This is a genomic window from Gordonia aichiensis, from assembly GCF_039946255.1.
GTDB lineage: Bacteria > Actinomycetota > Actinomycetes > Mycobacteriales > Mycobacteriaceae > Gordonia > Gordonia aichiensis_A.
Genome location: NZ_JBCDWL010000008.1, coordinates 1 through 24,351 on the forward strand (window position 1 = coordinate 1; position 24,351 = coordinate 24,351).

Sequence of the window (24,351 nt, forward strand, 5' to 3'; positions counted from 1 at the left end):
CGAGCTGACAAGTCGAGACGAAGCCCACCATGATGGCCGCACATACGACACCAGTCCCACTCGGACAAGGAGCTAGAACCAAGCCTTCCAGCTAGCACCAGACCAGCCAATACCCATTAGAGATACGGCCTCGGCTAGCGCCTCGGCCTACTCGACCAGCCTGTGGGGACTCGGCTCGCACCTCGGTCGACCAGCCTGGGGAGCTCGGGTAGCGCCGCGACCTCCTGCGGGCGCGTCGTACGCGAGGAGCGTCGGTTTCGGCGGGAAGAAGATGGTTGCAGGAGGCGGCGGCGCGGTCGCATACTTGCAGTCCGCAACTGATTGCGGACTGCAAGTATCGAGAACATCGGCGGCGGGAGTGCGGCTCATGGCGAGAGCGGAACGACTCGACGAGATGTTCGTCGCGCTGAGTCGATACGCGCGCTTGCGCGACCGCGCGCTGCACACCGGGTCGTGGGCCGGCGAGGGGTCGGTGGTCGAGACCGCCGCCTACCGCGCATTGTTCGTCCTGCGGCACGGCCCGATGCGGTCGCGCGACCTCGCCGAACGGCTGGTGACCGATCCGTCGACCACCAGCAGACACGTCGCGCAACTGGTGAACGAAGGCTATGTGCGACGCGAGGCGCACCCGCAGGACGGACGCGCCTCGCAGTTGGTACTGACCGACGCCGGCCGATCCAAAGTCGAAGCCATCGCGCAGTCGCGTCGGCGGCTCGTCGGAGAGACCGTCGCCGACTGGACCGACGACGAGTTCGTCACCTTCGTTCACCTGCTCGACCGGTTCGTCACGGCACTCGAAGAGCGCGCCGTCGCCGACCGGATCGTCGCCTGCGACCCGAACCCGAACCCGAACGACGGCCCGGTCCCGGGCCGCCCAGCGGGGCACCCGCCCACCAACGACCGTCCCAGCACCCCGAAGGGTGACTCATGACCTCACCATCCAAGTCCGCGGACTTCCCCGGAAAGCACCTCAGCCACCGTCAGGTGCTGACGATCATGAGCGGCCTCATGATCGGCATGTTCCTGGCCGCGCTCGACCAGACCATCGTCTCGACCGCCATCCGCACCATCGCCGACGACCTCAACGGCTACGACCTGCAGGCGTGGGTGACCACCGCCTACCTGGTCACGTCGACGATCGTGACACCGCTGTACGGCAAACTGTCGGACATCTACGGGCGCAAGCAATTCTTCCTGCTCGCCATCGCCATCTTCATCGTCGGCTCGCTCCTGTGCAGCATGGCGACGTCGATGTATGAGCTGGCCGCCTTCCGCGCCCTGCAGGGACTCGGCGCCGGCGGCCTGTTCACCCTCGCGTTGACGACGATCGCCGACATCGTCACACCGCTCGAACGAGCCAAGTACCAGGGATACTTCCTGGCAGTGTTCGGCACGTCCAGCGTGCTGGGACCGGTGCTCGGCGGCTTCCTCGCCGGCGCCGACTCCATCCTCGGCGTCTCCGGCTGGCGCTGGGTCTTCCTGGTGAACGTGCCGATCGGCCTCGTCGCCCTCGTCGTCGTGTACCGCGTCCTGAACTACCCGCAGCAGAAGCTGGCCGGACACCGCACCGACTACTGGGGTGCCACTGCGGTCGCGGTGGCCGTCGCGCCGCTGTTGATCGTCGCCGAGCAGGGCCGCGACTGGGGCTGGACCTCGGTGAACAGCATTCTTTGCTACGCGATCGGACTGATCGGCGTCGCCGCGTTCATCGCCATCGAGCACCGGATGGGCGACGAGGCGATCATCCCGCTGCGCGTCTTCCGCAACCGAGTGTTCGTGCAGGGCATCGTCGTGTCGCTGGTCGTCGGCGCGGTGATGTTCGGCGGCATCTCGATGCTGCCGCAGTACTTCCAGGTGCTGCGCGGGTCGAGCCCGATGGTCGCCGGCCTGCAGATGCTGCCGATGGTGGTCGGCATGATGACCGGCTCCATCATGGCTGGACAATTGATCTCCCGCACCGGTCGCTACAAGGTGTTCCCGGTGGTCGGATCGATCCTCATCACCGTGATGTCGTTCCTGCTGCACTACGTGAGCACCGAGACGCCGCTGTACCTGGTGATGCTCGCCGCCGCCGGACTCGGCTTCGGCCTCGGCAACCTGATGCAGCCGCTGATGCTGGCGATGCAGAGCATCCTGCCGGTCCGCGACACCGGGATGGCGACCGGCACGGCGACGTTCTTCCGCCAGATCGGCGGCACGCTGGGCGTCGCAGTGTTCTTCTCACTGCTGTTCTCCACGATGGGACCGAACATCTCGAACGAGATGCAGGCGGCCGCGAAGACTCCCGCATTCCAAGCCGCCGTGCAGGAGGCGGCGTCGAGCAGCGACCCGCAGGTCGCGGCATTCGGCAGGTCGTTGATCGCGGCCGCGCACGATCCCGCAGGCACCGGAGGCGGCGCCGAGAGTGCGATGAAGGACACGTCGGTGATCGAACGGCTGCCCGCGGCGCTGTCGCATCCGATCAAGAAGGGGTTCACCGACTCGATGGACAAGGTCTTCCTGTCGGTGTCGATCGTGTCGATCCTGTCGATCATCGGGACCATCACCTGGACGGAGGTGTCGTTGCGACGCCCGCCCGACTCCGCCGAGAAGGACGACGACCCCAAGCCGGTGGTCGCGGGCTGAGTTGGGGCGGGGGTCTCGATACGGCCTCGGCTAGCGCCTCGGCCTACTCGACCAGCCTGATGGGCCACGGGCTACTCGATGAGCCTGGGGGCTCTCAGTTCGGGGGTCTCGATACGGCCTCGGCTAGGGCCTCGGCCTACTCGACCAGCCTGATGGGCCGCGGGCTACTCGATGAGCCTGGGATGCTCAGTGCGGGGGTCTCGATACGGCCTCGGCTAGGGCCTCGGCCTACTCGACCAGCCTGATGGGCCGCGGGCTACTCGATGAGCCTGGGATGCTCGCTCAGTGCGGGGGTCTCGATACGGCCTCGGCTAGGGCCTCGGCCTACTCGACCAGCCTGATGGGCCGCGGGCTACTCGGTGAGCCTGGGATGCTCGCTCAGTGCGGGGGTCTCGATACGGCCTCGGCTAGCGCCTCGGCCTACTCGACCAGCCTAGGACGCGGCCTGGGGTGAGGCCGTCGGGGCGAGGAGACGCGCGGCGGAGCTGGGGGCAGGATGCGAAGAACCGGCCGGGCCAAGGGGCCGGCCGGTTCTTTCATGCGGGGATCAGGGCTGGTAGCGGTCGACCGCGGCCTGCGCGACCTTGGCGGCCTCGTCCTTGCCGACCCAGCCACCGGGGGTGACCTCCTTGCCGGGCTCGAGGTCCTTGTAGTGCTCGAAGAAGTGCGCGATGGCCTTCAGCTCGAACTCGTTGACGTCGCTCACGTCCTGGATGTGGTCCCAGCGGGGATCGTCGGCGGGCACGGCGAGCAGCTTGTCGTCGCCGCCGGCCTCGTCGGTCATGGTGTACATGCCGACGATGCGGGCCTTGACGATGACGCCCGGGAACACCGACTCGGGCAGCAGCACCATCGCGTCCAGCGGGTCGCCGTCCTCGCCGAGGGTGTGATCGATGTAGCCGTAGTCGGCCGGGTAACCCATCGGGGTGTAGAGGTAGCGGTCCAGGTAGATCTTCCCGGTCTCGTGGTCGACCTCGTACTTGTTGCGACCACCCTTGGGGATCTCGATCGTGACCTCGAACTCCATGCTGCCTCCTACGTGTTGCATCTCGGACTGTCCAGAAATTGCTTCAACGGCTGTCAAGGATACTGTTAACGACGGCGATCGCCGACCACAGACCGGAGGATAAGTGGCCCAGCCGACAACAACCACCGCGCCTGTGCGTCGCAGAGTCCTGCGATGGACGTTGATCTTCCTCCTGGTGATCGTGCTGGTCGCCGGCGCCGGTGTCGGCTGGTGGATCTACCAGAATCGGGCCGACCCGATCCCCGCCGGCACACCCGCGCAGCCCGGCCCGATCGTCGTGGAACCGAGCATCGTGCCCGTCTCGCGGAACGCACCCGAGCCGACCCCGCGCGGAGTGCAGAAAGCACTCGCCGCGCCGCTGAAGGACCCGGCGCTCGGCGAGTTCACCGGCCAGGTGTCCGACCCCCTGACCGGGCAGGTGCTGTGGTCCAAGGGCGCTGACAAGCCGCGCGTGCCGGCGTCGAACGCCAAGATCCTCACCGCCGCCGCCGTGCTGCTGGCGCTGCCGCACGACGCACGCCTGACCACCAAGGTGGTGATGGGCGACGACGGGCAGGCGATCCTCGTCGGCGCAGGCGACCCGACCCTCACCTCGACCCCCGCCGACGAATCGTCGTTCTACTCCGACCCCGCACGCATCGACGACCTCGCCGCGCAGATCAAACGGTCGGGCCGCCACGTCACTTCGGTGGCCGTCGACACCTCGCTCTACACCGGTCCGACGATGCAGAAGACGTGGGACCGCCGTGACGTCGAAGGCGGCGACATCGCCCCCATCACCTCGCTGATGATCGACGGCGCCCGCAACAAGCCGAGCGACGAGTACTCGCCGCGCACCGACGAACCGGCCGTCGCGGCCGGCCGGGCACTCGCGCAGGCGCTCGGCCTCAACGGCAAGGTCGACGAGGTGACCGCGCCGTCGACCGCCCAAACCGTCGCCTCGGTGAAGTCGGCGCCGCTGACGGTCCGTGTCGGCGACATGATGCGATTCAGCGACAACATCCTCGCCGAAACCCTCTCGATCGAACTCGCGCAGGCGACCGGCAACGAGCCCAGCATCGCCGGCGGCGCCGACGCGGTGCTGAAGACCCTGCGCAGCAACGGATTCGACGTCGGCGACGCCACCCTGGTCGACGCCTCCGGGCTCTCGTACTCCGACCGCGTCCCGGCCTCGCTGCTCGACGAGCTGATGTCGGCGGCCGCGAGCGCGGGACACCCCAAGATGCGCTCACTGCTCGATTCGCTGCCGGTGGCGCACGGCACCGGCACCCTCGCCGACCGGTTCGACCCCAAGGCGACCGCCGGCGCGGGCTGGGTGCGCGGCAAGACCGGAACATTGACCGGCGTGAGTTCGTTGACCGGAGTAGTGCAGACCGTCGACGGCCGCGTGCTGGCCTTCGCCATGATCTCCGGCGGCACCTCGCCCGCAGACGCCCGACCCGCCGTCGACGCGGTGGTCGGCGCGCTCCGCGACTGCGGCTGCCGCGGGTGAGACGACCGGAAGGAACAACTGTGAACAGCGTTGCCGTGGAATCGGACGGTTCCGAGCACAGCCCGGTGGAGAACATCGATTGGGGTCTGGCGGCCACCGTCGGCAAACGCGTCGCCCGCCCCGGCCCGCGGATCACCCGCTACACGGCCGAGCAGGCGTACGCCGAACTGGCCGACGCCGCCGTCCGCGCCGAAGCGCCCGTCCGCGAGGTGACCGGTCTGGCCGACGGGCTGGCCGTGCCGACCGCGCAGATCCTGGACAGGTCGGGCTGGATCGACGCCGCCGCCCGCTCGATGCCCGCGATGCTCGGCCCCGCCGACGGCCACGACCAGCCCGCCGGGCGGGGCGTGACCGGCAAACTCGCCGGCGTGCAGGCCGGCGGGCTGCTGGCCTTCCTGTCCAGCGCCATCCTGGGCCAGTACGACCCGTTCAGCCTCGACCCGCAGACCGGCGAGCCCGGCGTCCTGATGCTGGTGGCGCCGAACATCATCTCCGTGGAACGGCAACTGCGCGTCGACCCGTCCGACTTCCGCCTCTGGGTGTGCCTGCACGAGGTGACACACCGCGTGCAGTTCTCGGCCAACCCGTGGCTGCCCGACTACATGCGCACCAACATCGGCCTGCTGACCGGTGAGGACAACGAGTCGGTGACCGAACTCGTCGGCCGGATCACCGAGTCGCTGCGCAGCGGCAAGCCGCGCGAGAAGGGCGTCATCGGGCTCATGCAGCTGCTGCAGTCGCCCGAGCAGTTCGAAGCCTTCGAACGCGTGCTGGTGCTCGGCACCCTGCTGGAAGGGCACGCCGACCACGTGATGGACGCCGTCGGCCCCGCCCAGGTGCCGACCGTCGAATCGATCCGCGCGGCCTTCGACCACCGTCGCAGCGGCCCCAAGAACCCGCTGCAACGACTCATCCGAGCCCTCATCGGCATGGACGCCAAGATCGCGCAATACGTGCGCGGCAAGGCTTTCGTCGACCACGTGGTCGACAAGGTGGGGATGGAGCGTTTCAACACGGTGTGGACCTCGCCGGAGACGCTGCCGCTGATGGCGGAGATCGACGAGCCCGACAAGTGGATCGAACGAGTGCTCTGAGCCGCCGCACCGCGGCGAGCCGCACGAGGCGGTACCGATGACGTCCGGGTCGGCGACGCAGCGCGCGCTGATCGGCGCGGTGCGACGCTTCGCGCAACAGCACCTCGACGACGCCTCGGTGTGCGTGGCCCTGTCCGGCGGCGCCGACTCCCTGGCGCTGACCGCCGCGGCCGTCCACGCCGGACTGTCGGTGCACGCGGTGGTGGTGGACCATCGGCTCCAGGCCGGTTCGGCCGAGGTGGCCCGGCGGGCCGCCCGCGCGGCCGAGACGCTGGGGGCGTCGGCGCAGGTGTGCGCGGTGACCGTCGACGGCGCCGGCGGACTGGAGGCGGCCGCCCGCCGCGCGCGGTATGCGGCGCTGCGCGAGGCCCGCGCCCGGCGACCGGTCCTGCTGGGCCACACCCTCGACGACCAAGCCGAGACGGTTCTGCTGGGCCTGGGCCGCGGATCGGGTGCTCGCTCACTGGCCGGGATGCGCGAGTGGAGTGCGCCGTGGGGCCGGCCGCTGCTCGGAGTCCGCCGCGCCCAGACCCGCGCGGCCTGCGCCGAGTGGTCGCTGCCGGTGTGGGACGACCCCCACAACGACGACCCGCGGTTCACCCGCGTACGACTGCGCCGCGAGGTGCTGCCGCTGCTCGACGACGTGCTCGGCGGGGGAGTGCCGCAGGCGCTGGCCCGCACGGCGCGGCAACTGCAGGACGACGGGGACGCCCTCGACGCACCGGCCGCCGAACTGCTCGCCGAGTGCGCCTACGGCCGCGTTCTGGATCTGGAACCGTTGTCGGACGCGCCCGCCGCCGTGCGGACCCGGGTGCTGCGCGACTGGCTGCGGTCGGTGGGCGCTCCCGAGCCTGCGTTCCGCGTGGTCACCGCGGTCGACGACCTCGTCACCGACTGGCACGGCCAGGGGCCGGTGGCCGTCGGCGGAGACGAAGAAGCCCGCCTCGTCGTGACGAGGCGGGCCGGGGAACTTCGAGTGAAGCGCGTGCCGAGGTAGATCAGCGCTTCGGCGTCACGTCCTTGAACGGCTTGTTGATCGTGTCGAAGTAACGCTGGATCGAGACCAATGCAGCGGGGCCGCCGATCGCGACGGTACCGATGATCGCGCCTGCGGCAGCACCGGCGGGGATACCCACCAGAACGCAAGCGAGCGGGGTGAGGGTAACTGCAGTGAACGCACAGCCAAGGAATCCCCCGATGACCGCGCCAACCGCAGTACCGATCAGCGCCGAGATGGTGCCGCCTGCTGCCAACTCCTGATTGAGCCGGGCAAGGGCTGCATCATCGCGAGCCTTCTTCGATGCGTAGCCGTCCTTGTCCGCAACGTTCGTCTTCGCGAGCAGAGCCGCATCGGTCTTGACCGAACGCGAAACGTCCTTCACCGGCACCAGCGTGGCGGTGTTGCCCTTCACGGTCGCGTCGATCGGGTAGGTCCGGTTGTCGGGTGCGATGAAGCTCAGGGGGTACTGCTCGAGGACCTTGCCCTTTTTGTCGAGGAAGCGCAGGTAGCCGTCCTTGATGTCAACGCTGCCATTGAGGACGTTGAGTCGCACTTCGCCGTTATAGGTCTTGGGGCTGTTGAAGGTCTGCGGATTGTTGTAGACCTCCGCCGTGACCTTGACGGCACCGTTGTTCGGCGCCGCGTGCGCAGGCGAAACCAGGAACGGTAGGGCTGTGATCACCGCAAGCAGTGCGATGAGTGTGTTGCGTAACGCATTCTTCAGAGACATGAGTCCCCCTCTCACATTGGTGAAAATTGTGACCGCCCCGACGCGGGTTCGTGATAAATATGCCAGATCTGTGCGACAAAGACACCTTTTTCGTGTCTGGTTTGACTTGTTCGCCGGGTTAGGATGAGAAAATGCTGTGATTTTGACACCGTTCGGGTGACGTTCATCAGGGTGACGCCGTCTGGTAAGGGCGGCCCCGTTCTTCTAGGCTGCCGAGCACCTCGCCGAAGCCGGGTGCGGACACGACGAAACGGGGCCCGTTCGCCAGGTGCGGCGAACGGGCCCCGTGTGCGGAGTCAGGCGGAGCGCAAGGCGCTCCGAAACTCGATCAGTTCGTGGTCTTGCTCTCGGTCTTGCTGTCGCTCTTGGCCTTCTCGCTCTTGGGCGTCTCCACGTGCTTGAACGGCTTGGTGACGGTGTCGAAGTAGCGGATCACCGCCGCGCCGGCGACGCCGCCGGCGAGGATCACGCCGATGCCGGTGCCTGCCGCGGCGCCGAGCGGGATGCCCGCGAAGAAGCAGCCCAGCGGTCCGGCGGCCAGTCCGGCCACGCAGCCCACGATGCCGCCCAGCACCGCACCGATCGCAGCGCCGATCACGGTGGTGACGGTGACGCCCATCGCCACCTCCTTGCCGAGGCGGGTGAGTGCGGCGTCGTTGCGCTCGTCGCGCGACTTGTAGCCGTTCTCGTCGGCCACCTCGGTGCGCTTGAGCAGCGCGACGTCGGTCGTGGCGGAGCGGGCGCGGTCCTTCGACGGCGTCAGGCGGGCCGAGTTCCCCTTCACCGAGGCGTCGATGGGGTAGGTGCGCTTGTCGGGACCGATGAAGGTCAGCGGGAACCGCTCCACGACGGCGCCCGCGGTGTCGCGGAACACGAGGTGGCCGTCCTCGGTGGCCACGGACGCGTTGGCGACCGAGACCAGCACGCTGCGGTCGTCGGTGCGGACCTGGGCCCGCGCCTGGTCGGATGCGGCGCTGGCGGCACCGGTGGCGAACGAGGTCGCCATCAGCGGCAGGGCGGTGAGAAAGGCCAGCAGGGCGAGCAGGACTCGGCGTGGCGCGGGGAACGACGGCGTCGCAGGGAATGACAAGGTTGCCTCCATCGGCAGGAAGTGGCCGATGCGGCCGCTGAGGAATGCGTCAAATATCCCAAGACGCCTAGGGTGGTACCAATCGGAGCGTCGAAATCGTGCCTAAAAATGGGATTTCATTGACCTCTCGGCGCAGAAATGCCTGTTCGGAATCCGAACGGATGACACCGACCTCAGATCTGTCCGCGTCTGGGCAAACCCGCTCTCGGCGATTCGGTGCGGCATGCGAAGCTGTAGGGGTGGAGCGCGACGACAGCTATGGCGACGACATCGAAGAAGTCCTGATCACCCAGGAGCAGATTCAAGCGCGAACGGTGGAGATGGCTCGCGCCGTCGGTGAGCGCTACCGCGACCGACCCGACGACCTCGTGCTGATCGGCGTCCTCAAGGGCGCCGTTATGTTCATGACGGACTTCGCGCGGGCCCTGCCGATCCCGTCGCAGCTGGAGTTCATGGCCGTCTCGAGCTACGGCTCGGGCGCGTCGTCGTCGGGCGTGGTCCGCATCCTCAAGGACCTCGACCGCGACATCACCGGCCGCGACGTGTTGATCGTCGAGGACATCATCGATTCCGGGCTCACTCTGTCGTGGCTGATCAAGAACCTCGCGACGCGGTCGCCGCGCTCTCTGGAGGTGGTGACGCTGCTGCGCAAGCCCGACGCCGTGCGCGCCAGCCTGGAGGTCGCCGATGTGGGCTTCGACATCCCGAACGAGTTCGTCGTCGGCTACGGCCTCGACTACGCCGAGCGCTACCGCGATCTGCCGTACGTCGGCAGGCTGCATCCGTCGGTGTACTCGAACTGACCGGTCCCGGAACTCCGGGCGCGCGTCGACCGTTCACCGTTCGGTCGACGACCGGAGTCAGGACCCGACGGCGCCGACCGCTGTGCGGTCGACGGCTGCGAGGACGACGACAGCAGGGCAGGGTTCCGGCCGCCTACAGGTAGCCTCGTATTCCGAGCCGACGGGAAGGACAAATGGGCGCGACGACGTGGTGAACAACCAACACGTCGACCCGCGCCCACGCGTGCACGCATGAATCGCAAGACACTGTTCCGGAATCTGGCCATCGTGGCCGTCATTCTGTTCGCCATCTGGGGCTTCAGTCTGATGCGGAGTTCCGATCGCGAGTACACCGACGTCGACACGTCGATCGCGATGACCCAGTTGGACAAGAAGAACGTGAAGTCGGTCCAGATCGACGACCGCGAGCAGCGCCTCCGGATCACGCTCAACACCCCGGTCAAGGTCGGCGACGCGTCACCGACCAAGATCTCGACCCAGTACCCGGCGGGGGTGACGCCGCGGATCTTCAACGCCGTCGCCCAGAGCGGTGCCGAATACCAGACCAACGTCACCAAGGACTCGGGGATCTGGCAGTCGATCCTGGTGTTCGTGCTGCCGATGGTGATCCTGTTCGGCCTGTTCTTCTTCGTGATGAGCCGGATGCAGGGCGGCCGCGGCGGGATGATGGGCTTCGGCAAGTCGAAGGCCAAGCAGCTCAGCAAAGACATGCCGAAGACCACCTTCGCCGACGTCGCCGGTGCGGACGAGGCCGTCGAAGAGCTCGACGAGATCCGTGACTTCCTGCAGAATCCGGCCCGCTACCAGGCACTCGGCGCCAAGATCCCCAAGGGCGTGCTGCTGTACGGTCCGCCCGGCACCGGCAAGACACTGCTGGCGCGCGCGGTCGCGGGCGAGGCCGGGGTGCCGTTCTTCACCATCTCCGGCTCGGACTTCGTCGAGATGTTCGTCGGTGTCGGCGCCTCGCGGGTGCGCGACCTGTTCGAGCAGGCCAAGCAGAGCAGCCCGTGCATCATCTTCGTCGACGAGATCGACGCGGTGGGCCGTCAGCGCGGCGCGGGCATGGGTGGCGGTCACGACGAGCGCGAGCAGACGCTGAACCAGCTGCTGGTGGAGATGGACGGCTTCGGCGACCGGTCGGGCGTCATCGTGATGGCCGCGACCAACCGCCCCGACATCTTGGACCCCGCACTGCTGCGCCCGGGCCGCTTCGACCGGCAGATCCCGGTCAGCAACCCCGACATCGCCGGGCGCAAGGCGATTCTGAACGTGCACTCGAAGGGCAAGCCGATCGCGCCCGACGCCGACCTCGACGGGCTGGCCAAGCGCACCCCCGGCATGTCCGGCGCCGATCTGGCCAACGTCATCAACGAGGCCGCGCTGCTCACCGCGCGTGAGAACAAGACCGTCATCACCGGTGAAGCGCTCGAAGAGGCCGTCGACCGGGTGATCGGCGGACCGCGCCGCAAGAGCCGCGTGATCAGTGAACACGAGAAGAAGGTCGTCGCCTACCACGAGAGCGGCCATACGCTCGCCGCGTGGGCGATGCCCGATCTGGACCCGATCTACAAGGTCACCATCCTGGCGCGCGGGCGCACCGGCGGGCACGCCCTGGCCGTGCCCGAGCAGGACAAGGAACTGATGACGCGGTCGGAGATGATCGCGCGTCTGGTGATGGCGATGGGTGGTCGGGCCGCCGAGGAACTGGTGTTCCACGAGCCGACGACCGGCGCCAGCTCCGACATCGATCAGGCCACCAAGATCGCGCGCGCGATGGTCACCGAGTACGGCATGAGCGCCAAACTCGGCGCCGTCCGGTACGGACAGGAGCAGGGCGATCCGTTCCTGGGCCGCGGCATGGGTTCGGCGCCCGAGTACTCGACCGGCGTCGCCGCCGAGATCGACGCCGAGGTCCGCGACCTCATCGAGGCCGCGCACACCGAGGCGTGGTCGATCCTCAACCAGTACCGCGACGTCCTCGACGTGCTCGCCGGGCAACTGCTGGAGAAGGAGACGCTGGTCCGCAAGGATCTCGACGCGATCCTCGACGAGGTCGTCAAACGTCCCCGCATCACCAAGTTCGACGTCTTCGGCGAGCGCACGCCCAGCACCAAGCCGCCGATCAAGACGCCGGGCGAGCTGGCCGCCGAACGCGGCGAGCCGTGGCCGCCGGTTGAAGAGCCGGTGCCGGTCGCGCCCCCGGCTCCCGGCGCACCGACCCAGCCCGCACCGGGAACGACGCCCGACTACGGCCAGGCGCCCCAGTACGGTCAGGCACCCCAGTACGGCCAGGCGCCCCAGTACGGGCAGCCGTACGGACAGCCGCCGCAGGGGCAGCCGGCGCAGGGGCAGCCGCACGGCGGGACGAACCAGCCCGGCACCCACCAGCCGGTGCCGAACGGTCAGCCGGGTCAGCCGCCCGCGGCCCCGCCGTACTACGGTGAGCCTGCCGACCGGCAGCACGGCCGACCGCCGGCCGAGGAGCCGGACGCGTCGCGCCACGGGCACGGCACCAGACCGGATTACGGCGCCCCGCGCGACTGGTCGGCACCGGGATGGCCGCCGGCCGACGACCCGCGCGACGGGCGATGAGGAGAACAGGCGAGATGACGAACAGCGTCGACGTGACCGAGGACAATGTGAACGGATCGGGCCCGGACGGCCGCGGTGAGAACGGCGTCGATCCGCTGCGGGTGGCCGCGGCCGGAGTCGAGCGCGTCTTCGACCAGGAGCGCGCCGAGGCGGCGGTCCGCGAGCTGCTGCTGGCGGTCGGCGAAGACCCCGATCGCGCGGGCCTGCAGCGCACGCCGCACCGGGTCGCCAACGCCTACCGCGAGATGTTCGCCGGGCTGTACATCGACCCGGACGAGGTGCTCGCCACCGTCTTCGACGAAGACCACGAGGAACTCGTGCTCGTCAAGGACATCCCGATGTACTCCACCTGCGAGCACCACCTGGTGTCGTTCCACGGCGTCGCGCACGTCGGCTACATCCCCGGCGCGTCCGGGCAGGTGACCGGGCTGTCGAAGCTGGCGCGCGTGGTGGACCTGTACGCCAAGCGTCCGCAGGTGCAGGAGCGGCTGACCAGCCAGATCGCCGATGCGCTGGTCCGCAAGCTCGATCCGCGCGGGGTGATCGTCGTCATCGAGGCCGAGCATCTGTGCATGGCCATGCGGGGGATCCGCAAGCCGGGCGCGCGGACGACGACGTCGGCCGTGCGCGGACTGTTCAAGACCAGCGCCGTGTCCCGCGGCGAAGCGCTCGACCTCATCACCCGGTGAGCGGCGACCGGCCGGGGCAGATCGTGACCGACGAGCCGCAGCGCACCCTCGTGATGGGGGTGCTGAACGTGACCGCCGACTCGTTCTCCGACGGCGGCCGATTCCTGCGCCAGGACCACGCGGTCGCGCACGGACACGAACTGCTGGCGGCCGGTGCCGACATCATCGACGTCGGCGGCGAGTCGACGCGGCCGGGCGCGAGCCGGGTCGATCCGGCGACCGAATCGGCGCGGGTCGATCCGGCGACCGAATCGGCGCGGGTGGTTCCGGTGATCCGCGAGCTCGTCGCGGCGGGCGCGCGGGTGTCGGTCGACACCATGCGCGCCTCGGTGGCCGCCGACGCCCTCGCGGCCGGTGCCCACCTGATCAACGACGTCTCCGGCGGTCGTGCCGATCCGGAGATGGGGCGGGTGCTCGCCGGCGCCGGCGTCCCGTGGATCCTGATGCACTGGCGGCCGGCCGCCGACGCGCCCAGCGGGCAGCGGCACTTCACCCACCGGGTCGACGAGGCCGGCGGTTACCGTGACGTGGTGGCCGAGGTGTCGGGCGAACTGCTCGGACAGGTGGATGCGGCCGTAGCCGCTGGGGTGGATCCGGACCAGATCATCCTCGACCCGGGTCTGGGGTTCGCCAAGACCGGCGACCACAACTGGGCGCTGCTGCACGCGCTGCCGACCCTGGTCGGGCTCGGTTTCCCGGTGCTGATCGGTGCCTCTCGCAAACGTTTCCTCGGCTCGCTGCTGGCCCGCGACGGCGTCGACCGGCCCCCGGCCGGCCGCGAAGTGGCGACGGCGGCCATCTCGGCGCTGTCGGCGGCCGGCGGAGCGTGGGGAGTGCGCGTGCACGACGTCGCGGCCAGCCGCGACGCGATCGAAGTGGCCCACGCCTGGCGGGGCGGCGGCCGGAGAGGTAGGGAACATGGCTGACCGGATCGAACTGCGCGGACTCCGCGTCCGCGGCAACCACGGCGTCTTCGACCACGAACGACGCGACGGCCAGGACTTCATCATCGACATCACCCTGTGGCTCGACCTGCAGGCCGCCGCGGCCAGCGACGACCTCGCCGACACCGTCGACTACGGGTCGCTCGCACAGACCGCGCACGACATCGTCGCAGGCACACCGCGCAATCTGATCGAGACGGTCGGTGCGGAGATCGCCGACGCCATCATGGGCGATGCGCGGATCTCGGCCGCCGAGGTGACCGTCCACAAACCGTCGGCGCCCATCCCGCTGGCCTTCGACGACGTCGCCGTCGTCACGCGGCGGTCGGTCAAGACGCGGTCGGTCGCGGCCGCGCGGCGGGCCGAACCGTGACCGAGCCGGTCGTCACCCGCGCCGTCCTGTCGGCGGGATCGAACATCGGTGACGTCCGGGCGCATCTGCGCAGCGTGGTCGCCGCGCTCGGCGCCGATCTGCGGGCCGTCTCCGGGGTGTACCTGACGCCGCCGTGGGGCGGCGTGGAACAGGACGACTTCGCGAACATCACGCTCATCGCCGAGGGGCGCCGAACCGCGCGCGACTGGCTGGAACTGTGCTGGGAACTGGAACGGGCCGCCGACCGGGTCCGCGAAGTCCGTTGGGGACCCAGGACCCTCGACGTCGACGTGGTCAGCGTCGAACAGGCCGGCCGGGTGCTGCGCTCCGACGACGAAGAGCTCACGCTGCCGCATCCGCGGGCGTGGCAGCGGGCGTTCGTGCTGGTGCCGTGGCTGGAGATCGAGCCCGACGCGCGGCTGTGGACCCCCGAGGGTGAGCGCGGCGTCGCCGACCTCGTGGCCGAACTCGATCCCGCCGACGTCGCCGGGGTGCGCCGCAGTGAGGACCCGCTGTGACCGGGCCGTCGGCCGGCCCCAAACCGCCGGGGGAGGACGAGGGACACAAGCTCGGGCCCACCCGGATCCGTGATCTGCTCGCGGTCGCGATCGTCGCGGGCCTGGCGCTGTGGCTCCTCATCCACTACAACTACGGCTCGTTCCCGAGCCTGCCCTGGTTGTCGGGGATCTCGCTGTACGTGCTGGCCGGACTCGAAGTCGTCATCGCGTTCATCGTCCGCAAGCGGATCGCCGACCGCGACGTCGGCCGCTCGCGCGGGCAGCTCCATCCGATCAACGCCGCACGCCTGGTGGCGCTGGCGAAGGCGTCGGCCCTGCTCGGCGCGGTCGCGGCGGGCGGCTGGGCCGGCGTGCTGGTGTTCCTGATGCAGAACGGGATCCTCGACGCCGCACGCGCCGACCGCCCCGGCGCGGTGGTCGGGCTGGTGGGCGGCGTCGTCCTGGCCGCCGCCGCACTGTGGCTGGAGCACTGCTGCCGGACCCCCGACGACCCGGATCAGGACGCCGCCGACACCGCTCCCGACGGCAGTCCGACGCCGGCCTGACCCGGCCGAGTCGGCTGCCTCGCCGACGCTCTCGGACCGGCGCGAGTCCGGGGATCCTCCGACACGGACACCGCGGTGACGCCTGTCGCGCCGATGCGGACGGTAAGTTGGCCTGCATGACCACTAAGGAACGATCCGAAGAGGCCGGCAAGAAGCGACCGTCTTCGCCCGGACAATGGCTCATCGGACTGTTCGTGGTGCTGGCGTTGGTGGCCAGCCTGCTGATGGTGATCGGCAAGGACTTCTCGATTCCCGCGACGCTCGCAGTGATCGCCGCGCTGTGGGCGGCGGTGATCGGCGCGGTGCTGGTGACCAAGTACCGGCGGCAGGCCGACGTCGCCGAATCGCGCAGCAAGGACCTGCGGCTGGTCTACGAACTGCAGCTCGAGCGTGAGATCGCCGCGCGCAGACAGTACGAGTCCGACGTGGAGGCGGCGATCCGCCACGAGGTGACCGCCGAGCGCAACGTGGAACTGGAAGAGCTCAAGACCCAGGTGCTCGCGCTGCGGGCGAACCTGGAGCAGTTGCTGGGCACGCCGCTGCCCGACATGCGCGCGGCGATCGGCCTGGAGCGCCCGCGCGAGCTCGGGACGGGGACCGGGTTCACCCCTGCCGCGGCCGACGATCGGATGGTCGCCGACCGCGACTTCGCAACCACCGCGCCGCCCGCGGAGGGCGGGCGCCACGTTCCGGAGGAGCCGCAGGACGCCGAGGAAGTGGATCCGAGCGAGCTGACCGAGATCATTCCGGTCGTCACCGACGACCCTCATGCGGGTCAGTACGGTGAGATGCAGCCCGAGGTCGTACCGGAGGTCGTGCCGGAGGCGCCGGCCGCCGCCGGATACCAGCAGGCCAGGCACGAGGCTGCGGCCTACGAGCAGCAGGGCCCGACGGAGCCCGAGGTCGTGCCGGAGCCCGGCGAGCGCGCCGACCGGATCGCCTACACCGCGCAGGCCTACGAACCCCCGGTCGCACCGCAGCCGGTCGGACGTCGCGGCGCCGCCGAGCCCGAGGTCGACGACGCCGACGGCGCCCACTCGGCCGGTCGCCCCGCCAGCGAACTGCTGAGCCGCCTGCGCGCCAGCGCCTCCGCCGAATCCGGTCGCGGCGGCCGCCGTCGCCGCAACTGAGCCTGCTGGACCGGGGTCTCGATACGCTCGCTCACTTCGTTCGCGGGCTACTCGACCGGCCTGAGACGGCTCTGCTCGACGGGCCTGGGAGGCTGCTTTTTAGGGTGGTCGAGTAGGCCGAGGCGCTAGCCGAGGGCGTATCGAGACCTGCTTTCGTTTGGGGTCTCGATACGCTCGCTCACTTCGTTCGCGGGCTACTCGACCAGCCTGAGAGGGCTCTGTTCGACGGGTCTGGGAGGCTGCTTCACCGGCCTGGGAGGCTCTTGTTCGACGGGTCTGGGAGGCTGCTTCACCGGCCTGGGAGGGCTCTCTCGACGGGCCTGGGAGGGCAGTTCATAGCCTGGGAGGGCTGCTTTCTAGGGTGGTCGAGTAGGCCGAGGCGCTAGCCGAGGGCGTATCGAGACCTGCTTTCGTTTGGGGTCTCGATACGCTCGCTCACTTCGTTCGCGGGCTACTCGACCAGCCTGGGAGGGCTCTGCTCGACGGGCCTGGGAGGCTGCTTCACCGGCCTGGGAGGGCTCTGTTCGACGGGTCTGGGCGGGCTGCTTCACCGGCCTGGGAGGGCTCTGTTCGACGGGTCTGGGCGGGCTGCTTCACCGGCCTGGGACGGCTCTGCTCGACGGGCCCGGGAGGGCTACTCGACCAGCCTGAGGGGTGCTTTCTCAGGGCCGAGGGCGTATCGAGACCTGGGGCTTTCGTCGGGGGTCAGTCGAGAACCTGCGGTGAAAGTTGTCACACGGCGTAGCCGGGGGAGGGGCTGCGCGCCTATCGTTGTCCCCGAACGTCTGGTACCCAAGGGCTCGGATCGAGTCGGGACTGGAACGAATGGGAGGAACGGCGGTGAATTCACCGATGTCTCCGGCACGCCTTCGTGTCGGCATCGTCTCGGCAGGCCGCGTCGGCACCGCACTCGGTCAAGCTCTGCTGGCCGCCGGTCACGACGTGAGCGCCGTGGTCGCCCGCTCCCCGCAGTCGGCCGCACGCGCCGCACAGCGACTCCCGTCGGCCCGCGTCGCCGACATCCCCGACATCGCCGCCGGATCTCAGTTGATCCTGCTCGCCGTCCCCGACACCCGACTGTCCGAGGTCGTCGACGAGCTCGCGGCCGCACGGCCCGCGGCAGGCACCATCGTCGCCCATACGGCAGGCGCGCACGGCGTCGACATCCTGGCACCCCTGGCCGCGCTCGGCGCGATCACCGTCGCACTGCATCCGGCCATGACCTTCGTCGGCACCGACGACGACACCGCGCGACTGGCGTCGTCGTGCTTCGGCATCACCTCCGCCGACGAGATCGGCGACGCCATCGCCGCATCGCTGGTCCTGGAGATGGGGGCCACCCCCGTCCGGATCGCCGAAGCCGACCGCACCCTCTACCACGCTTCGCTGGCACACGGCGCCAACAACCTGATCGCGCTGATCAGCGACGCACTCACCGCCCTGACCGTGGCGATCGAGGGCCCGGTGGGCGACCGCCGCGCCACCGCGACCGTCGACGGCGCCGACCCCGGGATCGCGCAGCGAGTGCTCGGCCCGCTGGTGCGCGCGTCCCTGGAGAACGTGCTGGAGATGGGGCCGGCCGCGCTGACCGGGCCCGTCGCCCGCGACGACGCCGCCACCGTGCGGCGACACCTGGCCGCCCTCGCCGCCCTGCCCGACACCGAACTGGTGGACGGCTACCGCGCCCTGTCGGCGCGGGCCGCCGCCCAGAGCGGAGCGGGCCCCGACCTTCGAGACGCCCTGGAGGACCGACCGTGACCGCACCGACCCTGTACGCACCCGGTCGGCTGACCGTCCACCGGGACCCCGCCGAACTGCACCGCGTCGCCACGACCCTCCGGAAAGCGGGCAAACGCATCGGTTTCGTGCCGACGATGGGCGCGCTCCACGAAGGGCACCTGCAGCTGGTCAAGACTGCGAAACTGCGCTGCGACGTGGTGATCGTGTCGATCTTCGTCAACCCGCTGCAGTTCAGCGCCGACGAAGACCTCGACGCCTACCCGCGGACCTTCGACGAGGACTGCGCGCTGCTCGAACCGCTCGGCGTCGAACTGGTCTTCGCGCCGACCGCGTCGTCGATGTACCCCAATGGTCCGCGCACCAGCGTGATGCCCGGACCGGTCGGAGCCATCCTGGAGGGCGGGTCGCGCACCACGCACTTCGCCGGGATGCTGACCGTGGTGAACAAGCTGCTGAACATCGTCGCGCCGCACGCGGCGTACTTCGGTGAGAAGGACTACCAGCAGCTGATCCTGATCCACCAGATGGTCCGCGACCTCGACATGGACGTGGAGATCATCGGGGTGCCGACGGTCCGCGAGGCCGACGGGCTGGCCCTCTCCTCACGCAACCGGTACCTGTCGCCGGCCGAACGAGAAGTCGCGACGGTCCTCTCGGCCGCGCTGCTGGCAGGCACACACGCTGCCGCGGGGGGACGCGACGCGATCCTCGCCGCCGCTCGGGCCGTCCTGGCGACCGCACCGCAGATCGAGGTCGACTACCTCGAACTGCGCGGTCGGGGACTGGAAGAACCGCCGGAGATCGGAGACGGCCGCCTGCTGGTGGCCGCTCGAGTCGGACCGGCACGACTCATCGACAACGTCGGCGTCGCCATCGGCACCGGCTTCACGAATGCACTGGAAAACAACACAGAGGGGTAACCACCGATGTTCCGCACCATGATGAAATCGAAGATCCACCGCGCCACCGTCACCCAGGCCGACCTGCACTACGTCGGCTCGGTGACCATCGACGCCGACCTGCTCGACGCCGCCGACCTCCTCGAGGGCGAGCAGGTCTGCATCGTCGACATAAACAACGGCAACCGGCTCGAGACCTACGTCATCGCCGGCGAGCGCGGCACCGGCGTCATCGGAATCAACGGTGCCGCAGCGCATCTGGTTCACCCCGGCGACCTGGTCATCATCATCGCCTACGGCGTCATGAACGAGGCCGAGGTGGCCGACTACTCGCCGCACGTGGTCTTCGTCGACGCCGACAACACCCCGATCAGCCTGGGCGACGACCCCGCCGACGTTCCCGAGGGCTCGGGCCTGAAGGATCCGCGCGGCCTCGCCACCGCTTCGGTTTAAGGCGCACCGGGCCCGTGCTGCTGACCGTCACCGTCGGAAACACCAACATCGCACTCGGGGTATTCGCCGGTTCCGGCGACCACGCCCGCCTGGTGCGTGACTGGCGGATCCACACCCAGCCGCACCTGACGGCCGACGAGTTCGCGCTGCAACTGCGCGGCCTGCTGGGCTCCGACATCGAGCAGGTGACGGCCGTCGCCGGGCTGTCGACGGTGCCCGCGCTGCTGCGCGAGATGCGCGAGATGCTGCCGCGCTACTTCGGCAACGGGCCGCACGTGCTCCTCGAACCCGGCGTCCGCACCGGTGTGCCGCTGCTGGTCGACAACCCGAAAGAGGTCGGGACCGACCGCGTCGCGCATTGCGTCGCCGCACACGAGAACTACCCCGACGGCCCGTGCATCGTCGTCGCCTTCGGGACCGCGACGGTGGTCGACGCGATCTCGGCGAAGGGCGAGTTCCTCGGGGGCGTCATCGCGCCCGGGGTCAACCTGGCGGTCGAGGCGCTCAGCGAGCACACCGTCACCGTCCGGAAGGTCGAGCTGATGGCGCCGCGCAGCGTGATCGGCAAGAACACCGTCGAGGCGCTGCAGTCGGGCATCATCTATGGATTCGCCGGGCAGGTCGACGGCCTGGTGGAGCGCATCCGGCGCGAGGTGCCGGGCTTCGGCGGCGACGACGTGACCGTCGTCGCCACGGGTTTCCTCGCGCCGCTGATGCTCGACGAATGCCAGAGCATCACCGACCACCATCCGCACCTGGCGCTCGACGGGCTGCGGCGGGTCTACGAACGCAGCCGTCGGCTGGGAAGGGGCAGGGCGTGAACCGATCGCGCGTGTACGGCCGGGACCTGACGGTCGGGCAGGAGTTCGGGCTCGGCGACTACACCCTCACCAAGGACGATCTCGTCGAGTTCGCCACCAGGTGGGACCCGCAGGGCTTCCACATCGACGAAGACGTCGCCGATGCCGGCGTCTACCGGGGCCTGATCGCCAGCGGGATCCAGTCGATGGCCATCATGCAGCGGCTGTCGGTGCTGGGCGCCTACGACGAGTGGGCGATGATCGCGGGCAAGGAGGTGCGGCAGATGTCGTTCCTGCGGCCGGTCCGCCCGGGCGACGTGCTGACCGGGACGATCACCGTCACCGGCATCGAGTTCGACGACCGCAATCGTGCGCTCGTCGAGACGGTGTCGGAATTGAGGGTCGGCGGCAAGCCGGTGCTGCGGCTGGAAGGGTCGTCGTACATGCACGCCGCTCCAACCGACTGAGCGCTGCCTGCCGTTCTCCCGCTGAGCCGCCGTCAGACGCGCGCGTCCACCGACAACGCGGGCTTCTGTGCGGCGGCGTCGTCGTTGAGCTGAGTCCACATCGCGTCGACCAGCGGTTGCAGAAACAGTTCTCCCACGTTGCGGACCATCATGCCGACGGTCTGGTCGGCGACGCTGCGGCGAGTCGACGCCAGTCCGGCGTCGCGCATCTTCACCACTTCCTGCCTGCTCAACTCGGTGAGCTGGGTCAGCAGGGTCTGCGGGACCGCCGAGTCGAGCAGGACGCGGCGCATGTAGTTCACCACCGGCGGATTCTGGTTCAGCATCTCGCGGACGGCGGCATCGCGTGCGGCCGCGACCCGGGCCGGCGTGCCGTCGGTCGGCGCGGCGGCGATCGCGACGCGGTGGTAGTCGACGATCAGTTCTTCGACGGCTTTGCGGAGACCGTCCTTGGTCTTGAAGTGGTGCTGGACGAGCCCGACCGTGACACCCGCAGCCGCGGCGACCGCCCGCATCGACACCCGATCCTCGCCGAGCGCGGCGTACAGGTCGAGGGCGGCGTTGCGGATCTTCGCTTTGGCGGTCAGGTCCGCGTCGCCGGCTCTGGGATCGATCATCGCTGTCTCCTTTAGGCTCCTCGCGAATTCTACGATGGACCATTGGCCGGTATTCGCCTAACGCTTACAGTGCGTTTGTATAGCCATTTGTCTGGGGTGCGAGTTTCGATGGGGGCCGGGTGGTGGGGGTCTCGATACGCTCGCTCACTCCGTTCGCGGGCTACTCGACCAGCCTGGGGGCGGCGCTTTCTCAGGGTGGTCGAGTAGGCCGAGGCGCTAGCCGAGGGCGTATCGAGACCTGGGGGTTTTGCGTCGGTTGTTGGTTGTCTGGGGGACAACTTCGGACGGAGTTCTGGGTGGTGGGGGTCTCGATACGTTCGCTCACTTCGTTCGCGGGCTACTCGACCAGCCTGGGAGGGTGTTCGCGTGCTGCTCTGTGGCAGAGGTGCTTCCTCAGGGTGGTCGAGTAGGCCGAGGCGCTAGCCGAGGGCGTATCGAGACCTGCGGTTTTTGCGTCGGTTGTTGGTTGTCTGGGGTACAAGTTCCGACGGAGTCGGGGGTCTCGATACGCTCGCTCACTTCGTTCGCGGGCTACTCGACCAGCCTGGGATGGCGTTCGCGGGCTACTCGATCGGCCTGGGAGGCGGCGCTTCCTCAGGGTGGTCGAGTAGGCCGAGGCGCTAGCCGAGGGCGTATCGAGACCCCGGTCCGGAACCCCGAATCAGTGCAGCGGATTCGTCAGCAGCAGTTCGCAGTTGCGGTCGTTCGGCTTGCCGAGCAGGTCGTCGTCGCGGTGGATGTCGTTGTACGACAGTTCGCGGTACAGGCTGGCGAGGCCGGCCTGCGAGAGGTCGGACGGATCGGCCGTGTAGCGGCTGTCTGCCTCGATCAGCGGGGTGAAGATGCTGATGGTGCCGTCGCGGTTGTCGGTGACCTCCAGGATGCGCGCGAGCTGCGGGAAGTCGATGTGGCTGGCGGTGTTGATCTCCCAGAAGCTGTGCTTGGCCGTCTTTCCGCGGTGCGCGATCATCTCGTTGCGGTGGGTGTGACCGTTGACCCATGCGATGACGTTCGGATGCCGGTGCAACTGCGCGACCAGGTGGGCGCCGTCGTACTGCGCTTCGCCGGGCGTCTCCGGGTTCGGCAGCTTGGCGGTCATCGTCGTGGAGGTGTGATGGCTGAAGACCATCACCAGCTGGTCGCGGTGGGTGGCGATGGTCCGGTTCATCCAGTCCAACTGACGCCGGCTGATGGAGCCGTCGGCGATGCCGAGACTGTTGGTGGTGTTCAGTGCGATGCCGAGGAGGCCATCGGCGATCTGGAACTTGTACCACGACGGGCCGTCGGGATCGGTGAAACCGTGGCCGATCGGCCCCGCCCCCTTGACCGCCGGATCGAAGTGGCGGCGGATGAACTCGCGCGGCGAGAACGGGCGGCGGCTCGCGTCGGCCGTCACCGGGATCGCGGGACCGGTGGTGCGCAGCCCGGCCAGCAACGCCCCCAACTGCGACGGGTCCTTGCTCAGCGCGCGGCCGATGGCGGCGGCGGTCGGATCGGTGTCGGGCAGGTCGTACTTCACGTTCGACAGGTACAACCAGTCGACGATGTTGTTCGGCACGGTGCCGAGCATCTGGTCGTCGTGGTTGCCGAAGACTGCGTACCAGGGCATGCTCAGGCCGGGACTGGTGTGGCTGCGGATCGCGGCGTGCAACATGCCCGGGATCTGGATGAAGCCCTTGTCCTTGTAGATGTCCCACGAATCGAGTTCGGGACGGTAGTACAGCGACGAACCCAGCGCCTGCAAGCCCTCGAACCGGTTCTTCGCGCCGGTGTTGGGGGTGATCGTGCCGCCGGACAGGATGTGCTGGAACCAGCCGAGTTCGACGATCTCGTGGTTGTCGGTGTTGTCGCCGGTGGAGACCACGCAGTCGAAGGCGCGGCCGGTGAACGGGCCGCGCGCGACGGCGTTGATCCGTTTGACCAGGGCGACTGCGCCCTGCGTGCCGAGCGACTCCTGGGGTCGGAAGGCCGGCGCCTGGATCGGGTGGACGTACTCGAAACGCGCGGGGCTCTGCACATCGGTGATGTGGATGTCGGTGAGCTGGACGAACGACGCCACCGCCGAGCGGGCCGTCTCGCGGCCCGATTTCGCTGTCGCGAGCTCCTGTCGGATGTACAGCGGCCAGCCGCGTCCGGCCACCAGCGGACGGTAGCCGCCCTTGCGTGCCCGGCCTGGGGCGGCGACCTGCGCGAGGGTCGTTCCGGCGGTGTTCGCGGTCGCCGCCGGATTGGCGTGGACGTGCCCGGCGGCGGCGCCGCCGACGGCGACCGCACCCGCGGTCGCGGCGCTCGCGCGCAGGAACTGACGACGAGACAGGCGATTCGACATGGCTGTCACTGTAACCGGGCGCACAGCCGATCCGGACCTGGTGGATCACTTCCGTGTCATGCTGCGTTTGTGCGCTGTTCAAGCGCGTGCGGGTGCGTGCGAGGTCTCGATACGCTCGCTCACTTCGTTCGCGGGCTACTCGACCAGCCTGGGGAGGGCTCGCTCGCGCTCGGCCGGGCTGGGGCGGGCTTTTTAGGGTGGTCGAGTAGGCCGAGGCGCTAGCCGAGGGAGTATCGAGACCTGGGGGTATGACTTCCGCGGGGGTGGGGTCTCGATACGCTCGCTCACTTCGTTCGCGGGCTACTCGGCCGGCCTGGGACGCTCGCTCACTTCGTTCGCGGGCTACTCGACCGGCCTGGGGGCCGCTCGGATAAGAATCAGGGTGAGGGAAAGG

The 24,351-nt window shown here is 69.1% G+C and carries 23 protein-coding genes; 18 read left to right on the top strand and 5 right to left on the bottom strand.

Annotation, left to right across the window (positions count from 1 at the left end; translation table 11 throughout):
* The first annotated feature begins 367 nt into the window (after positions 1-367).
* Together AAFO60_RS11030 and AAFO60_RS11035 are read left to right on the top strand one after the other, a co-directional pair.
* Positions 368-931 carry a MarR family winged helix-turn-helix transcriptional regulator gene (locus AAFO60_RS11030; protein ID WP_347956248.1) on the top strand — a complete coding sequence of 188 codons (564 nt, stop codon included), beginning with the start codon at positions 368-370 and terminating at the stop codon, positions 929-931.
* Positions 928-2,625, top strand: coding sequence for an MDR family MFS transporter (locus AAFO60_RS11035; RefSeq protein ID WP_347956249.1), 1,698 nt, complete (start codon positions 928-930; stop codon positions 2,623-2,625). Before AAFO60_RS11030 ends, AAFO60_RS11035 begins: the two co-directional genes overlap by 4 nt.
* 547 nt (positions 2,626-3,172) lie before the next feature.
* Here the strand turns inward: AAFO60_RS11035 and AAFO60_RS11040 are convergent.
* Complete coding sequence (locus AAFO60_RS11040; RefSeq protein WP_347956250.1) at positions 3,173-3,652, bottom strand: inorganic diphosphatase; 480 nt, start codon at positions 3,650-3,652, stop codon at positions 3,173-3,175.
* 103 nt (positions 3,653-3,755) lie between these two features.
* On the opposite strand from AAFO60_RS11040, the gene dacB reads away from it, so the two are divergent.
* Genes dacB through tilS form a run of 3 tightly spaced genes read left to right on the top strand, consistent with a single transcriptional unit; the run spans position 3,756 to position 7,235 of the window.
* Positions 3,756-5,144 carry a D-alanyl-D-alanine carboxypeptidase/D-alanyl-D-alanine endopeptidase gene (dacB, locus tag AAFO60_RS11045; RefSeq protein ID WP_347956251.1) on the top strand — a complete coding sequence of 463 codons (1,389 nt, stop codon included), beginning with the start codon at positions 3,756-3,758 and terminating at the stop codon, positions 5,142-5,144.
* 20 nt (positions 5,145-5,164) lie between these two features.
* Entirely contained in the window at positions 5,165-6,238 is a 1,074-nt protein-coding gene (locus AAFO60_RS11050) for a zinc-dependent metalloprotease (protein WP_347956252.1), read from the top strand.
* Between the two features lie 37 nt (positions 6,239-6,275).
* Positions 6,276-7,235 carry a tRNA lysidine(34) synthetase TilS gene (gene tilS / locus AAFO60_RS11055; protein WP_347956253.1) on the top strand — a complete coding sequence of 320 codons (960 nt, stop codon included), beginning with the start codon at positions 6,276-6,278 and terminating at the stop codon, positions 7,233-7,235.
* A gap of 1 nt (position 7,236) precedes the next feature.
* Here the strand turns inward: tilS and AAFO60_RS11060 are convergent, their stop codons facing one another.
* Both AAFO60_RS11060 and AAFO60_RS11065 read right to left on the bottom strand, forming a co-directional pair.
* Complete coding sequence (locus AAFO60_RS11060; protein ID WP_347956254.1) at positions 7,237-7,968, bottom strand: hypothetical protein; 732 nt, start codon at positions 7,966-7,968, stop codon at positions 7,237-7,239.
* A 328-nt stretch (positions 7,969-8,296) separates the two neighbouring features.
* Positions 8,297-9,058 (bottom strand): hypothetical protein, encoded by a 762-nt coding sequence (locus AAFO60_RS11065; protein ID WP_347956255.1) that lies wholly within the window; start codon positions 9,056-9,058, stop codon positions 8,297-8,299.
* Positions 9,059-9,297: 239 nt separating this feature from the next.
* Between AAFO60_RS11065 and hpt the strand changes: the two genes are divergently transcribed.
* The 13 genes from hpt to AAFO60_RS11130 all read left to right on the top strand — a co-directional run bounded on the left by hpt (position 9,298) and on the right by AAFO60_RS11130 (position 21,011).
* On the top strand, positions 9,298-9,861 hold the full coding sequence (gene hpt, locus AAFO60_RS11070; protein ID WP_347956256.1) for a hypoxanthine phosphoribosyltransferase: 564 nt from the start codon (positions 9,298-9,300) through the stop codon (positions 9,859-9,861).
* A 231-nt stretch (positions 9,862-10,092) separates the two neighbouring features.
* The gene (ftsH, locus tag AAFO60_RS11075) at positions 10,093-12,453 is read left to right on the top strand and encodes an ATP-dependent zinc metalloprotease FtsH (RefSeq protein WP_347956257.1); all 2,361 of its coding nucleotides are present in this window, start codon (positions 10,093-10,095) and stop codon (positions 12,451-12,453) included.
* Between the two features lie 14 nt (positions 12,454-12,467).
* Positions 12,468-13,142: a GTP cyclohydrolase I FolE gene (gene folE, locus AAFO60_RS11080; RefSeq protein WP_347956258.1), complete on the top strand. Its 675-nt coding sequence runs from the start codon at positions 12,468-12,470 to the stop codon at positions 13,140-13,142.
* Between the two features lie 53 nt (positions 13,143-13,195).
* Positions 13,196-14,068, top strand: a complete 873-nt coding sequence (folP, locus tag AAFO60_RS11085) for a dihydropteroate synthase (RefSeq protein WP_347956437.1) — start codon at positions 13,196-13,198, stop codon at positions 14,066-14,068.
* Positions 14,061-14,459, top strand: coding sequence for a dihydroneopterin aldolase (gene folB / locus AAFO60_RS11090; RefSeq protein WP_347956259.1), 399 nt, complete (start codon positions 14,061-14,063; stop codon positions 14,457-14,459). Before folP ends, folB begins: the two co-directional genes overlap by 8 nt.
* Positions 14,456-14,977 (top strand): 2-amino-4-hydroxy-6-hydroxymethyldihydropteridine diphosphokinase, encoded by a 522-nt coding sequence (gene folK / locus AAFO60_RS11095; protein WP_347956260.1) that lies wholly within the window; start codon positions 14,456-14,458, stop codon positions 14,975-14,977. Before folB ends, folK begins: the two co-directional genes overlap by 4 nt.
* A complete protein-coding gene (locus AAFO60_RS11100; protein ID WP_347956261.1) occupies positions 14,974-15,522 on the top strand; it encodes a DUF3180 domain-containing protein in 549 nt (182 codons plus the stop codon). The genes folK and AAFO60_RS11100 overlap by 4 nt, the downstream gene beginning before the upstream one ends.
* Before the next feature lie 116 nt (positions 15,523-15,638).
* On the top strand, positions 15,639-16,652 hold the full coding sequence (locus AAFO60_RS11105) for a DUF6779 domain-containing protein (protein ID WP_347956262.1): 1,014 nt from the start codon (positions 15,639-15,641) through the stop codon (positions 16,650-16,652).
* A gap of 852 nt (positions 16,653-17,504) precedes the next feature.
* Positions 17,505-18,410 (top strand): Rossmann-like and DUF2520 domain-containing protein, encoded by a 906-nt coding sequence (locus AAFO60_RS11110; protein WP_424326081.1) that lies wholly within the window; start codon positions 17,505-17,507, stop codon positions 18,408-18,410.
* Positions 18,407-19,312 (top strand): pantoate--beta-alanine ligase, encoded by a 906-nt coding sequence (panC, locus tag AAFO60_RS11115; RefSeq protein ID WP_347956264.1) that lies wholly within the window; start codon positions 18,407-18,409, stop codon positions 19,310-19,312. The genes AAFO60_RS11110 and panC overlap by 4 nt, the downstream gene beginning before the upstream one ends.
* A 6-nt stretch (positions 19,313-19,318) precedes the next feature.
* The gene (gene panD, locus AAFO60_RS11120) at positions 19,319-19,744 is read left to right on the top strand and encodes an aspartate 1-decarboxylase (RefSeq protein WP_347956265.1); all 426 of its coding nucleotides are present in this window, start codon (positions 19,319-19,321) and stop codon (positions 19,742-19,744) included.
* A gap of 14 nt (positions 19,745-19,758) precedes the next feature.
* Positions 19,759-20,565 carry a type III pantothenate kinase gene (locus AAFO60_RS11125; RefSeq protein WP_347956266.1) on the top strand — a complete coding sequence of 269 codons (807 nt, stop codon included), beginning with the start codon at positions 19,759-19,761 and terminating at the stop codon, positions 20,563-20,565.
* Positions 20,562-21,011 carry a MaoC/PaaZ C-terminal domain-containing protein gene (locus AAFO60_RS11130; RefSeq protein WP_347956267.1) on the top strand — a complete coding sequence of 150 codons (450 nt, stop codon included), beginning with the start codon at positions 20,562-20,564 and terminating at the stop codon, positions 21,009-21,011. Before AAFO60_RS11125 ends, AAFO60_RS11130 begins: the two co-directional genes overlap by 4 nt.
* 32 nt (positions 21,012-21,043) lie before the next feature.
* On the opposite strand, the gene AAFO60_RS11135 is transcribed toward AAFO60_RS11130, so the two are convergent.
* Positions 21,044-21,628, bottom strand: coding sequence for a TetR family transcriptional regulator (locus AAFO60_RS11135; protein ID WP_347956268.1), 585 nt, complete (start codon positions 21,626-21,628; stop codon positions 21,044-21,046).
* Positions 21,629-22,289: 661 nt separating this feature from the next.
* Positions 22,290-23,957, bottom strand: a complete 1,668-nt coding sequence (locus AAFO60_RS11140; RefSeq protein ID WP_347956269.1) for a TIGR03767 family metallophosphoesterase — start codon at positions 23,955-23,957, stop codon at positions 22,290-22,292.
* Positions 23,958-24,351: the final 394 nt, after the last annotated feature.